Consider the following 13,881-nt stretch of genomic DNA (forward strand, 5'->3'; position numbering starts at 1 on the left):
AATCTGATGTGTTACTGGAATCTTGGGAGCCCGTACATGGCCGGTGTGATGGATTCGGTCAACCAGCGAACTCAGCTGGTTGGGCAAAATCGTCTGGAACTGCTGTTGTTTCGTCTCGACGGCCCTCAGCTGTACGGGATCAACGTCTTCAAGGTGAAGGAGGTGTTGCAATGTCCGAAACTCACCATTATGCCCAAGTCGAGCCACGTGGTTCGCGGCGTGGCCAACATTCGCGGTGGCACGATTCCGATCTTGGATCTGTCTATCGCCACTGGCAAGCGCCCGCTCGCTGACCTCAATGGCAGCTTCGTGATCATCACTGAGTACAACACCAAGGTGCAGGGCTTCCTGGTCCGCTCGGTGGAGCGCATCGTCAATATGAACTGGGAAGAGATCCATCCGCCACCCAAGGGTACTGGGCGTGATCATTATCTGACAGCCGTTACCCGGCTGGATGAGAAACTGGTCGAGATCATTGATGTCGAGAAGATTCTTGCCGAGGTGGCGCCGACCTCCGAGGTTATTTCGGCTGGGGTGATCGATGTCGAAGTGCAGACCAAGGCTGTCAGCCAGCACGTGCTGATCGTCGATGATTCCTCGGTGGCCCGTAAGCAGGTGATGCGCTGCCTGCAGACGGTCGGCGTGGAGGTCACGGCGCTGAACGATGGCCGTCAGGCGCTCGATTACCTGCAGGCCATGGTCGCTGAGGGCAAGTCGCCCGAGCAGGAATTGCTGATGATCATTTCCGATATTGAGATGCCGGAAATGGATGGTTATACCCTGACGGCAGCGATTCGTGCTGATGCACGCATGCAGAAGCTGCACATTCTGCTGCATACTTCGCTGTCCGGCGTATTCAACCAGGCAATGGTGAAGAAAGTAGGGGCCAATGACTTCCTGGCAAAATTCCGTCCGGATGATCTGGCCTCACGAGTCGTGGATCGCATCAAGGCCGGCTGATCGTGGCAGCGTTAAAAAAGCTGGCAGATTTTGCCAGCTAACTCGCCTAGCGCTTCTCGGAGCGCTCGGCGCAATCAATGGAATAGATGGGCGAGGCCTCACGAGTGTCTTCAGGTAATTTGGATTTCGAGCAATTCCGGATCTTTCTGGAAAAGGCCTGTGGCATCGTGCTTGGCAGCAACAAGCAATACCTGGTTTCCAGTCGGCTGAATAAGTTGATGGAGACCAACGGCATCAAGACATTAGGTGAGCTGGTGCAGCGCATGCAAAGTCAGCCGCGCAGTGGTTTGCGCGAGCAGGTGGTCGATGCGATGACGACCAATGAAACACTGTGGTTTCGTGACACCTATCCCTTCGAGGTGCTGAAGAATCGCGTATTGCCTGAGTTGATCAAGGCTTATCCGGGGCAGCGCCTGCGTATCTGGTCAGCCGCCTGCTCCTCGGGGCAGGAGCCTTACTCGCTGTCGATGAGTATTGATGAGTTCGAGCGCAGCAATGTTGGCCAGCTCAAGGCCGGGATTCAGATCGTCGCGACCGATCTGTCGCCCACCATGCTGAACAACTGCAAGTCGGGCGAGTATGACAGCCTTGCCATGGGGCGCGGGCTTGCTCAGGAGCGGCTACAACGCTATTTCGATCCTAAAGGGCCGGGGCGCTGGGTGGTCAAACCGGCCATTAAGAGCCGTGTGGAGTTCCGCCCGCTGAACCTGCTCGACAGTTACGCCAGTCTTGGCAAGTTCGATATCGTGTTCTGCCGCAACGTGCTGATCTACTTCTCGGCGGAAGTGAAGAAGGACATCCTCACGCGCATCCACGCCATGCTCAAGCCAGGTGGATACTTGTTCCTTGGAGCCTCGGAGGCGCTTAACGGGTTGCCCGAGAAATACCAGATGGTTCAGTGCAGTCCTGGGATCATCTACAAAGCCAAGTGATCAAAGGTTTTTTAGAAAGAACGGGAGGCCATGGCCTCCCGTTTTGTTTTATGGCTGACAGCCTTCTGTCACCACCGCGTCAGAAAAGCGGCAATCCAGCGTTCAGATTGCCGTTCCTACTTTGCCTAGCGGCGGAAAAGCTTTGCCGCTCGTGCACCTCGAATGCCCTGCTTTTCAGTGATCTAACTGATTTATAAGTAAAAAAATAAATTGGCACGTGCTTTGCTGTTAACTCTGCAGACAAACAGGCTAGCCGTTACGGCAAAGGTCCCTGAGATGAGCATCAGTTTCGATAGTGCACTTGGTATTCACGAGAAGGCGCTGGGTTTTCGCGCGCAGCGTGCCGAAGTGCTGGCTAATAACATGGCCAACGCCGACACCCCCAACTACAAGGCGCGTGACCTGGATTTCGCGTCGGTGCTGGCTCAGCAAGCTGCAAAGAGCAGTGGTAGTGGCAACACGGGCTTGAGAACCACCAATAGCCGCCATATCGCAGCAGAAGGCGTGCCAATGGGCGACGCTTCGCTAGCATACCGTACGCCAACCGCGCCTTCGATCGATCAGAACACTGTGGATGCGCAGGTCGAGCAGGCCAATTACGCCGAGAACGCGGTGGCCTTCCAAACCAGTTTCACGCTGCTCAACAGCAAATTCAAAGGGCTCGTCAGCGCCCTGCGTGGTGAATAAAGGAGCCTGATATGTCCCTCACCAGTGTTTTCAATATCGCCGGAACCGGTATGAGTGCCCAGAGCACTCGCCTCAATACCATCTCCAGCAACATTGCCAACGCCGAGACCGTCTCCTCGAGCGTCGATCAGACCTATCGCGCGCGCCATCCGGTGTTCGCCACCGTGTTCCAGAATGCCCAGGGCGGCAATAACGGCTCGCTGTTTGCCGATCAGGACAACTCGGGCGCCGGCGTTCAGGTGCTGGGGATCGTCGAGGATCAGAGCAGTCTGATGCCGCGTTATGAGCCCAATCACCCGGCAGCGGACGAGAAGGGTTACGTCTATTACCCCAACGTCAACGTGGTCGAGGAAATGGCGGACATGATTTCCGCCAGTCGTGCCTTTCAGACCAACGTGGAAATGATGAATACCGCCAAGCAGATGATGCAGCGCGTATTGACCTTGGGCCAGTGAGCCAGGAGTGAGCGATGAGCACCGTTGATGGCGTCGGCTCCAGTTCCGTACTGGACAAGTATCAGGTCAAGCAGGACAGCACGCAGAACAAGGAGCTGGGCAAGGACCAGTTTCTCAACCTGCTGGTGGCGCAGCTTAACAATCAGAACCCGCTGGAGCCTCAGGGCAATGGCGAGTTCATCGCGCAGCTGGCGCAGTTCAGTACCGTGGAGGGGGTTGAAAAGCTCAACTCGAGCATGGAAACCATCCTCTCGGGCTACCAGTCCTCGCAGGCGCTGCAGGCTTCTTCATTGGTTGGGCGCAAGGTCATCGTGCCGGTCGATAAGGCGGTGGTCGATACCAGTGAAAGCTTCAAGGCCAGTGCCGTACTACCGACCAGCAGCAGCAACGTATACGTCAACGTTTACGACAGTGCCGGTGCGGTGGTCAGTCGTATCAATCTCGGCGAACAGCAGGCCGGCAACGTCAGTTTCATCTGGGATGGTAAGGATTCAAGCGGCAACGTCATGAAACCGGGAACTTACAAGTTCGAGGCTCAGGCCACTTACGGCAATGAGACCAAAGGGCTTTACACCTTGCTGCCGGCCAACGTCGACAGCGTCACCTTGGGCGGCAATGAGTTGATGCTCAACCTGGCGGGTATCGGCAATGTGCCGTTGTCGCAGGTGCAGGTCATTGGTCAGTAATTAACAGGCTTTAGCTGCCGAGCTTCGGCAAGGAGAATTTTCATGTCGTTCAATATCGGTCTTAGCGGCCTGCGTGCTGCAACCAGTGACCTCAACGTGACAGGTAACAACATCGCCAACGCCGGTACGGCTGGCTTCAAGCAGTCGCGTGCCGAGTTCGCTGACTTGTACGCTTCGTCGATGCTTAGCAGCGGCTCCAATCCGATTGGTAGTGGCGTGCTGCTCAGTGATGTGTCCCAGCTGTTCAGTCAGGGCAATATCAATTACACACAGAACTCGCTGGATCTGGCCATCAACGGCAGCGGCTTTTTCCGTACCAGCAATAATGGCGATATCAGTTACACCCGTGCCGGCTATTTTGGCACTGACCGTGAAGGTTTTATCGTCAACAACTTTGGGCACAACCTGCAGGGTTACAGTGTGGATGCCAATGGCAACCTGCAGAATGGCATCATCAGCAACCTGAAAGTGGAAACGGCCAGTCAGGCGCCGCGTTCGACCAGTACCATCACTCAGCCCTTCAACCTGAACTCCACTGAAGCTGTGCCGGTATTACGTCAGAGCGCCTACGATACGGCCTATCAGACTGCCTTTAATGGCGTGCTTTTGCCCGGTAACCCTAATCCGACTCCTGCTGAAATTGCGGCAGCTACTGCGGCGGCTACTCCTGCGGAGCTCGCAGCTGCGAATGCGGCAGGCGCAACGGCAGGCACAACTGCGGCGAATGCTTCGTTCAATCCGGCCGATCCGACCAGCTACAACCGTTCTACCTCGGTCAATATCTTTGATGCTCAGGGTAATGCGCACTCCTTTACTCAGTATTTTGTGAAGACTGGGGCGAATAACTGGGATGTGAAGATCTTGGTCGACGGGCGTAATCCGTTGGATCCGACCAGCACTCAGGCGCTATCGGCTGGGGTGACGTTCGATTCGTCCGGTAAAATGCAGACCATTGATCCGGCTAACTTGAGCGCTGGGCTGACGGTTGCTCCTGATGGTTCTATCAATATGAATGGCTGGGTGCCCGCTGCACCGACCAACGCTGAAGGTACGACCTGGGCGCCTAATGGGTCTGCCGCCAGTGCTGCGATCAAATTCGATTTCCGCGGCTCTACCCAGTTCAACAGTACCTTCTCGGTCGCCAAGGTGGTGCAGGATGGGTACAGCACGGGCGAACTGGCTGGCTTGCAGATAGATGAAACCGGTCAGCTCTTCGCGCGCTATACCAATGGCCAAACCAAGATTCAGGGGCAACTGGTTCTGGCTAACTTTGCCAACATGCAGGGTTTGACGCCGGTAGGTAAAACGGCCTGGGTACAGTCTTCTGAATCGGGCGAGCCGGTAATAGGAACGCCGAAAAGCGGTACTTTGGGCAGCCTGCAATCAGGCGCTCTGGAAGACTCCAACGTCGAACTGTCCGATCAGCTGGTCAACCTGATCGTGGCGCAGCGCAACTACCAGGCCAACGCCAAGACCATCGAAACCGAAAGTGCGATCACGCAGACCATCATCAATCTGCGTTAAGCGTCAGGGAGTCGTTGCCGGAAACGGCAACCACTCGCCGAGCGACAAATTACAGGCTCCTTCGGGAGCCTTTTTATTTTATTAATTCCTTTAAATTCAATTACTTATAAATTTTATTGAGTTGTGGCATGTGTATTGCTTTTGAGGTGTGGTCAGAGTCGCGGGCGCGTCGCCCACCTCGGAGGAAAACATGGACAAGATGCTGTACGTCTCCATGACTGGTGCCCACAACAACAGCTTGGCCCAGCGTGCCCACGCCAACAATCTGGCAAACATCTCCACAACTGGATTCCGTCGTGATTTCGAGCAGGCCCGTTCGATGCAGATTTTCGGTGAGAGTCAGCCATCGCGCGTATTCGCCATGAGCGAGAGGCCGGGAACCGACTTTACACCGGGTTCGTTGCAGGAGACCGGGCGAGATCTGGATGTGGCCATCGGCGGCAAGGGCTGGTTGGCCGTGCAGGCGCCTGACGGTAGCGAAGCCTATGTGCGTACGGCCAGCCTGAATGTCGATGCCCAGGGCATGCTGCGCACCGGCAATGGCATGCCGGTGATGGGCAATGCCGGGCCGATTGCCGTGCCGCCGGAGCAGAAGATCGAGATTGGCCAGGACGGGACCATCAGTATTCGTGCGCTCGGCGAGGCGCCGCGGGTACTCGCCGAGGTCGATCGGCTGCGACTCGTCAATCCGGATCTCAAGCAGATGCAGAAGGGCACTGACGGCATGATCCGCTTCACTGGCCCGCAGCCGCCGGTAGCTGATGCCACGGTGCAGATTACCTCGGGTTTTCTCGAGTCCAGCAACGTCAATGCGGTCGAGGAGATGACGTCGATCCTGGCGCTGTCCCGGCAGTTCGAGCTGTCCGTCAAGATGATGCGCACTGCAGAAGATAATGACACCGCCATGGCGCGCGTCTTGCAGATGAGCTGATAACCAATACGCGGTGCCATGAATCCGGCACCCGAGGAGAACACTATGCTTCCGTCACTGTGGGTCGCTAAGACCGGCCTGTCAGCTCAGGACATGAACCTGACGACCATTTCCAACAACCTGGCCAACGTGTCCACCACGGGCTTCAAGCGCGATCGCGCCGAGTTCGAAGATCTGCTGTATCAGATCCGCCGTCAGCCCGGTGGTCAGTCGAGCCAGGACAGCCAATTGCCCTCCGGTCTGCAGCTCGGTACCGGCGTGCGTATCAATGGCACCCAGAAAATCTTCACTGCCGGCAGCCTGCAAACCACCGAGCAGCCGATGGATATGGCCGTTAATGGTCGTGGCTTTTTCCAGGTGTTGATGCCCGATGGCACGGTGTCCTACACCCGTGATGGCAGCTTCCACCTCAATGCCAACGGTCAAGTGGTCACCTCCCAGGGGTTCGCCCTGGAACCGGCCATCGTGCTGCCGCCGGAAGTACGTACCTTCACTGTGGGGGAGGACGGTACCGCATCGGTCACCACTACCGGCAACCCGCAGCCGCAGATCGTCGGCAACATCCAGATCGCCGACTTCATCAACCCGGCGGGTCTGGAAGCCATCGGCAACAACCTGTTCATGGAAACCGCCTCCAGCGGTGCGCCGCAGGTTGGCACGCCCGGCCTCAACGGCCTGGGTACCACCCTGCAGAACACACTGGAGAACTCCAACGTCAGCGTGGTCGAGGAGATGGTCAACATGATTACCACTCAGCGCGCCTACGAGATGAACTCCAAGGTCATCTCCACCGCTGACCAGATGCTGGGCTTCATTTCTCAGAACCTTTAAGACCCCGAGGTAGGGCATAAGCCCTTCCCCTGATACGCCTGAACGCTGTGAGGTAGTGGTTATGAACCGCTTGGTGTGTGTGTTTTCGATTCTCGGCAGCGTAGTGCTGAGTGGCTGTGTGGCACCCGCTGCGCGGCCAAATGATCCCTACTACGCACCCGTTCTGCCGCGTACGCCGCTTCCGGCTGCGCAGAACAACGGCTCAATCTTCCAGTCCGGGTTCGAGAGCAACCTGTATGGCGATCGCAAGGCCTTTCGCGTGGGTGATGTGATTACCATCACCCTCAACGAGCGCACCCAGGCGAGCAAAAACGCCACCTCGAAGATCGCCAAGAACAGCAACGCCAATATCGGCCTCACTTCGCTGTTCGGCGGCGGTGTGTCGCTCAATAACCCAAATTCCAGCCTCAACCCCCTGCAGGCGGATGACCTCGGGCTGAGCGCTCAGTACGGCGCCCAGCGTAGTACGGATGGTTCTGGTCAGGCGGGGCAGAGCAACAGCCTGACCGGCTCGATCACCGTGACCGTGGCCGAGGTGCTGCCCAATGGCCTGCTGGTAGTGCGTGGCGAAAAGTGGATGACCCTCAACACCGGCGACGAGCTGGTGCGTATCGCCGGACTGGTTCGTTCCGATGATGTGGCCCGTGACAACTCGGTGGCGTCGACCCGCATAGCCGATGCACGTATCACCTATTCCGGCACCGGTGCCTTTGCCGATGCTAGCCAGCCGGGTTGGCTGGACCGCTTTTTCGCTAGCCCGCTGTTTCCGTTCTGAGGTCAATGATCATGCGTAAATGGATCATCACCGTTGCTGCGCTGCTCTTGGCCTCGACCGCTCAAGCCGAGCGGTTGAAGGACCTGGCCAGCATTCAGGGCGTACGCAGTAACCAGTTGATTGGCTACGGCCTGGTGGTCGGCCTCAATGGCAGCGGCGACCAGACCACCCAGACCCCGTTCACCGTGCAGACCTTCAACAACATGATGGCGCAGTTCGGCATCAAGGTGCCGGAGGGCGGCAACGTGCAGCTCAAGAACGTCGCGGCGGTGTCCATCCATGCCGATCTACCGCCTTTCGCCAAGCCAGGGCAGACCATCGATATCACCATTTCCTCGATCGGTAACGCCAAGAGCCTGCGTGGCGGCAGCCTGCTGATGACGCCGCTCAAGGGTATTGACGGCAACACTTACGCTATCGCCCAGGGCAACCTGGTGGTTGGCGGCTTCGATGCCAGCGGCGCCGATGGCTCGCGTATCACCGTCAACGTTCCGTCGGCCGGCCGTATCCCGGGTGGTGCCACCGTCGAGCGCCCGGTGCCGAGCGGCTTCGATCAAGGCAATACCCTGACGCTGAACCTCAATCGTCCGGATTTCACCACCGCCAAGAACATCGTCGACCACATCAACGAACTGCTCGGCCCAGGCGTTGCTCAGGCGCTGGATGGCGGCTCGGTTCGCGTCAGCGCGCCGCTCGACCCGAGCCAGCGCGTCGACTACCTGTCGATCCTGGAAAACATGGAAGTGGATGTCGGCCAGGCGGTGGCCAAGGTCATCATCAACTCGCGTACCGGCACTATCGTCATTGGGCAGAACGTGCGCGTGCAGCCTGCTGCAGTAACCCACGGCAGCCTGACGGTGACCATCACCGAAGATCCGATCGTCAGTCAGCCGGGCGCGCTGTCCGGTGGCGAAACCGCCGTGGTGCCGCGCTCGCGCGTTGGCGCCGACGAAGAAAAGAAACCGATGTTCAAGTTCGGCCCCGGCACCACCCTCGACGAGATCGTCCGGGCAGTGAACCAGGTGGGCGCTGCGCCTTCTGACCTCATGGCCATCCTGGAGGCGCTCAAGCAAGCCGGCGCTCTGCAGGCCGACCTGATCGTGATTTAAAGGACACGCGACATGGATACTCGACTCTCGGCCGCCGGCACCAGCACCGTAGACAGCGGTGCCTACACCGATCTCAATCGCCTCAACCAGTTCAAGGTCGGTGGTGACAATGAGGAGAACATTCGCAAGGTCGCGAAGGAGTTCGAGTCGCTGTTTCTCAATGAAATGCTCAAGACCATGCGTTCGGCCAACGAGGTGTTCGGTGAAGGTAACTTCATGAACAGCAACGAGGCCAAGACCTACCAGGACATGTACGACCAACAGCTGTCGGTGACCATGGCCGGCAACAAGAACGGCATCGGTCTGGCCGACGTGATGGCCCGGCAGATGTCGAAGATGAAGAACCCCAGCGAGCGACCTAATCCGTTCGCCCAGGTCGATGCCCCGGTGCCGGCTGCGCCGAGCAAGCCGCTGGCTCGTAACGAAGCGGTTGCTGACGCTGTGCCTGCGAAGGTCGAGAAGCTCGAGAAAGTCGCTGCCGCTGTGGACCCTGAGCGTAACGACATGACCCTGATCAATCAGCGTCGCCTGTCGCTGCCGGGCAAGCTCGCCCAGCGCGTTCAGGCCGGCATCGTGCCGGGCGCCGAAGCCGTCACTGCGACTACCGTAGCCAATACACCAGCCGGCGATGCTGTCGGCAAGCCTCTGGCAAAAGGCGACTGGCTGCCCGCCAAGGCCTACGCCGCGCCGGCCGAGCGCCGTTTGAGCATCAACGGCAGCGAAGAAATCGCCAGCCGTACCACGTTCAAATCGGCCAAGGAATTCATGGAAACCATGCTGCCGATGGCCGAGAAGGCCGCGGCCAAACTGGGTGTCGATCCGACCTACCTGGTCGCCCAGGCGGCGTTGGAAACCGGCTGGGGCAAGTCGATCATCAAACAAGGCGATGGCAGCAGCAGCTACAACCTGTTCGGCATCAAGACACACAACACCTGGGACGGCGATTCCGCCCGGGTGATGACCACCGAATACCAGAACGGCAAGCCAGTGAAGGAAGCCGCCTCGTTTCGCTCTTACGAATCCTTCGCCCATAGCTTCGAGGATTACGTGAGCTTCCTGCAAAGCAACGGACGCTACGAAAAGGCGCTGAGCTCCACCGCCAACCCCGAGCAGTTCGCCCGTGAGCTGCAGAAAGCCGGCTATGCCACCGATCCGCAGTACGCCCGCAAGGTCTCGCAGATCGCCCGCAAGCTGTCGACCTACCAGATGATTGCCGCCAACGGCGCGCCCTCGAACCGGGGATGATGAAGCATGGCTGACCTACTGAATATTGGCCTGTCGGGCCTGGCGGCAAACAAGACTTCGCTGTCGGTGACCGGGCATAACATCACCAATATCAATACCCCAGGGTTCTCGCGGCAGGACACCATCCAGGCAACGCGCACGCCGCAATTCAGCGGTGCCGGCTATATCGGCAGCGGCACCTCGCTGGTGGACATTCGTCGCAGTTACAGTGAGTTTCTCAGTACGCAACTGCGCAGTAGCACTTCGCTGAGTGCCGACGTGCAGGCTTATAAAAGCCAGATCGATCAGCTCGATTCTCTGTTGGCCGGTAGCACCACGGGTGTCACGCCATCGTTGCAAAAGTTCTTCTCAGCCATGCAGACGGCCGCCGAGGATCCGTCCAACCTGCCTGCCCGCCAGCTGGTGCTCTCCGAAGCGGAGGGGCTGAGTCGTCGGTTCAATACCGTCTACGACCGCCTGAATGAACAGAATAGCTTCGCCAATAAGCAGATGGGCGCCGTCACCGAACAGATCAACCGGCTCGCCGGTTCCATTGCCAGTCTCAACGAATCAATTTCTATCGCTCAAGCCAACGGCAGTCAGCCTAATGATCTGTTGGACGCGCGTGAAGAGACAGTGCGTCAACTGGCAACCTTTGTCGGCGTCAACGTTGTTGCGCAGAACGACGGCACGCAGAACGTCTTCATCGGTTCTGGCCAGCCGCTGGTGGTCGGGAGCAACGCCGCCCGCCTAGAGGTTGTACCAGGCACCAATGATCCGAATCGCTCCGAAATCCAGTTCATCGTCGGTGCTTCCCGGCAAACCATCACCACTCAAGTGACCGGTGGAGAGTTGGGCGGCATTCTGCGGTACCGCGAAGACGTGCTGGACAAGACCTTCAACTCTCTGGGTCGCCTCGCACTGTCGATCAGTGATCAGGTCAACAGCCAGTTGGGGCAGGGCTTGGATCTCAAGGGGCAGGTTGGTACCAAGTTGTTTGGTGATTTCAACGAGGAATCGTTGGCGCGCCTGCGCGTGTTACCTTCGTCGACCAACAGCAGTAATGCATCGCCAGTGCTGAACATCACCAATAGTTCGGTATTGACCACCAGTGATTATCGGTTGGAGTTCGACGGCACCAACTACTCGGCGCGCCGTTTGAGTGACAATCAGACGATGGCTGTGACCGAGAATCCGGCTGGCACCCTGAGTTTCCAAGACAGCGCAGGGCGTGATCAGGGTTTCCAGGTCGTTGTGGGAACACCGGCACCGGCGGCCGGTGATTATTTCGCGCTACAGCCTACACGTATTGGCGCTTCGACTATTTCAACCGTCCTTGACCAGGCTGATCAGCTGGCCTTCGCCGCGCCGATTCGCGCTGAGGCCAACCTGCAGAACCGCGGTAATGGTGCAATCAGTCAGCCGACACTGAAATCCACAGGCAGCAGTATCAACCCGGCCGCCTTGCAGGCGGCTTTTCCGCCGATCACGCTGACCTACGATTCGGCCGCCGGCAGCTTCACTGGCTTGCCAGCCGGGGCGTCTTTGACGCGCGTGGACAACAAGGGACAGCCGATCACCCCGGCACCGACCCCGCTGTTCGAGCCCGGCCAGCAAAACAACTATCAGTTGACTCTGGCAGATGGCACTAGCGTCAACATGAGTGTCAGCGGGCGCCCGGAAAATGGCGATCGTTTCGATATCGCCTTCAACCTCAACGGCGTATCCGACAACCGCAATGCTTTGGCCTTGGTGGGGTTGCAGAGCAAGCAGGTCGTCGGTGTCGACCCTAGCGTCACAGGCATCACGACCGGTTCGAGCTTCACCGATAGCTATGGCGACCTAGTCGAGCGGGTCGGTACCCTGACCGCCCAGGCCCGTCAGGACAGCGATGCGACCAGTGCTATTCTCAAGCAGGCGCAGGACAACCGTGATTCTCTTTCAGCGGTCAACCTCGATGAAGAGGCTGCCAACCTGATCAAGTTCGAGCAGTACTACAACGCCTCTGCTCAGGTGATTCAAGTTGCGCGCTCGTTGTTCGATACCCTGATCGGAGCCTTCAGGTAGTAGGCTGGGCCTTGGCTCATCATGGCTGCCGCTACAGGTTGCCAATAAAGATTTCCGGTTCGGCCGCGTGGCAAACGCCATGTGGTGAAAAATCCCAAAACGGGTGCGGCTCTGGTAAGTGTCAGTTACCGCTAGAGAAGATGAGGCAGCTATGCGTATTTCCACTATCCAGGCGTTCAACAATGGCGTTCAAGGCCTGCAGCGCAACTATGCCAGTACCATCCGTACCCAGGAACAGATCAGCACCGGCAATCGGATCCTCACGCCGGCCGATGACCCGGTTGCGTCGGTGCGTCTGCTGCAGCTTGAGCAGCAGCAGAATGTTTTGACCCAATATAAGGAAAATCTGAATGCGGCAGATAACAGCCTCGTTCAGGAAGAAAGCGTTTTGCAGTCGGTAAATACTGTACTTGACCGTGTGCAGGAACTTGCTGTTACTGCCGGTAATGGAGCATTGGCTCCCGAGCAGCGCAAAGCTATTGCTGCGGAATTACGTGAACGTGAAGACGAACTGCTCGGCCTCATGAATACCAAGAACGCCCGCGGCGAATACCTTTTCTCGGGATTTCAAGGTAAGGCCGAACCTTTCGTTCGTAATGCCGATGGCACATACAGCTATCAGGGTGACGAAGGGCAGCGCAAGCTGGAAATTGCCAGCTCACTCAGCGTGCCGATCAGTGACAACGGCAAGAAGGTATTTCAGGACGTTATCAATGCCGGTCGCCTGAATGCGGCTTTTGCGGCCCAGCCTGGGTCTACCCTGCGTGCCTCCACGCCGCTGGTTCAGGATGAAGTGGCATTCAATGGTACGCCCCGATTTCCGGATGCCGGCGTTGATATCGTCTTCGGCAACCCCGATGCCAACAGCTACGAAGTATTTGCAGCCGGAACCACCACGCCGGCACTTGCCACTGGTGCCATGGACGACGACCCTGACGCTAGCGACAAGCTAGTATTTCGTGGCGTGGTGATCAACTTCGATGGAGCACCCGCTGCAGGCGACACAGTAACCGTTACGTCAGATCCCAACAGACAGAAGCAAGGCGCCCTCGATACCATCGCCAGCCTGCGTAGATCGCTCGAGGAATCACCAGCTACGCCAGAGGGCAACCTTCAGGTCCGTGATGCCGTGGCGCAAGCGATGACCAACCTGTCGCGTGCCAGCGTTACGGTCGACGGCACGCGGGGCGAGATTGGTGCGCGTCGAAACATTATCGACAGTACTTTGACCAGTAACGAAGATACCGCCCTCGCTAACAAATCGGTCCAGGCGCAGCTACGTGAATTGGACTACCCCGAAGCGCTTTCTCGCCTATCGTTCCAAACACTCATTCTTGAGGCTGCGCAGCAGAGCTACGTGAAAATTAGTAGTCTGAATTTGTTTAATAAGCTGTAACTTTACTGGCTTTTCTAGCTACATGTCCGGTGCAAGGCATGAAGTATCTATCATTACCCATGCAACTGCCGGGCTCATGGCTGGGGTAATATCATCGCCAAAAAAGCGCAAGTATCGGTCTGTTCGTTGCCCCAGAGGGGCAAGATTGCTTTGCAATTGCATATTGAGCATGGGGAACCTTTTCTCGGTAATCATATGCCCATAGCAACTATTCGGCTCGTAGCTCACAATGGCGAATGCGAGCAGGGTGCCGATCAAGCTCTGATCCGGTATTGGGGTATAGAGCTTAGGCACGTGGGATGCG

At 57.7% G+C, this 13,881-nt stretch carries 13 protein-coding genes; all 13 read left to right on the top strand.

Annotation, left to right across the window (positions count from 1 at the left end):
• The first annotated feature begins 36 nt into the window (after positions 1 to 36).
• The 13 genes from FB481_RS03960 to flgL all read left to right on the top strand — a co-directional run bounded on the left by FB481_RS03960 (position 37) and on the right by flgL (position 13,577).
• Entirely contained in the window at positions 37 to 960 is a 924-nt protein-coding gene (locus FB481_RS03960; protein ID WP_027910245.1) for a chemotaxis protein CheV, read from the top strand.
• A 104-nt stretch (positions 961 to 1,064) separates the two neighbouring features.
• A complete protein-coding gene (gene cheR / locus FB481_RS03965) occupies positions 1,065 to 1,892 on the top strand; it encodes a protein-glutamate O-methyltransferase CheR (protein ID WP_013792198.1) in 828 nt (275 codons plus the stop codon).
• 276 nt (positions 1,893 to 2,168) lie between these two features.
• Positions 2,169 to 2,579 (top strand): flagellar basal body rod protein FlgB, encoded by a 411-nt coding sequence (flgB, locus tag FB481_RS03970; RefSeq protein ID WP_093502131.1) that lies wholly within the window; start codon positions 2,169 to 2,171, stop codon positions 2,577 to 2,579.
• A gap of 11 nt (positions 2,580 to 2,590) precedes the next feature.
• Positions 2,591 to 3,034: a flagellar basal body rod protein FlgC gene (flgC, locus tag FB481_RS03975; RefSeq protein WP_093502129.1), complete on the top strand. Its 444-nt coding sequence runs from the start codon at positions 2,591 to 2,593 to the stop codon at positions 3,032 to 3,034.
• A 14-nt stretch (positions 3,035 to 3,048) separates the two neighbouring features.
• Entirely contained in the window at positions 3,049 to 3,720 is a 672-nt protein-coding gene (flgD, locus tag FB481_RS03980) for a flagellar hook assembly protein FlgD (protein WP_093502127.1), read from the top strand.
• 42 nt (positions 3,721 to 3,762) lie between these two features.
• Positions 3,763 to 5,244 (top strand): flagellar hook protein FlgE, encoded by a 1,482-nt coding sequence (locus FB481_RS03985; RefSeq protein WP_093502125.1) that lies wholly within the window; start codon positions 3,763 to 3,765, stop codon positions 5,242 to 5,244.
• A gap of 190 nt (positions 5,245 to 5,434) precedes the next feature.
• Positions 5,435 to 6,175: a flagellar basal-body rod protein FlgF gene (gene flgF, locus FB481_RS03990; protein ID WP_093502123.1), complete on the top strand. Its 741-nt coding sequence runs from the start codon at positions 5,435 to 5,437 to the stop codon at positions 6,173 to 6,175.
• 45 nt (positions 6,176 to 6,220) lie between these two features.
• Positions 6,221 to 7,006 carry a flagellar basal-body rod protein FlgG gene (gene flgG, locus FB481_RS03995; RefSeq protein ID WP_027910249.1) on the top strand — a complete coding sequence of 262 codons (786 nt, stop codon included), beginning with the start codon at positions 6,221 to 6,223 and terminating at the stop codon, positions 7,004 to 7,006.
• A gap of 61 nt (positions 7,007 to 7,067) precedes the next feature.
• On the top strand, positions 7,068 to 7,781 hold the full coding sequence (gene flgH / locus FB481_RS04000) for a flagellar basal body L-ring protein FlgH (protein WP_093502121.1): 714 nt from the start codon (positions 7,068 to 7,070) through the stop codon (positions 7,779 to 7,781).
• Positions 7,782 to 7,792: 11 nt separating this feature from the next.
• The gene (locus FB481_RS04005; protein ID WP_093502530.1) at positions 7,793 to 8,890 is read left to right on the top strand and encodes a flagellar basal body P-ring protein FlgI; all 1,098 of its coding nucleotides are present in this window, start codon (positions 7,793 to 7,795) and stop codon (positions 8,888 to 8,890) included.
• 12 nt (positions 8,891 to 8,902) lie between these two features.
• Positions 8,903 to 10,135: a flagellar assembly peptidoglycan hydrolase FlgJ gene (gene flgJ / locus FB481_RS04010; protein WP_093502119.1), complete on the top strand. Its 1,233-nt coding sequence runs from the start codon at positions 8,903 to 8,905 to the stop codon at positions 10,133 to 10,135.
• A 6-nt stretch (positions 10,136 to 10,141) separates the two neighbouring features.
• On the top strand, positions 10,142 to 12,181 hold the full coding sequence (gene flgK, locus FB481_RS04015) for a flagellar hook-associated protein FlgK (protein WP_147175151.1): 2,040 nt from the start codon (positions 10,142 to 10,144) through the stop codon (positions 12,179 to 12,181).
• Between the two features lie 151 nt (positions 12,182 to 12,332).
• Positions 12,333 to 13,577, top strand: coding sequence for a flagellar hook-associated protein FlgL (gene flgL, locus FB481_RS04020; RefSeq protein WP_147175152.1), 1,245 nt, complete (start codon positions 12,333 to 12,335; stop codon positions 13,575 to 13,577).
• Positions 13,578 to 13,881: the final 304 nt, after the last annotated feature.

This window comes from Pseudomonas sp. AG1028 (assembly GCF_007993955.1).
GTDB classification, from domain to species: Bacteria; Pseudomonadota; Gammaproteobacteria; order Pseudomonadales; family Pseudomonadaceae; genus Aquipseudomonas; species Aquipseudomonas straminea.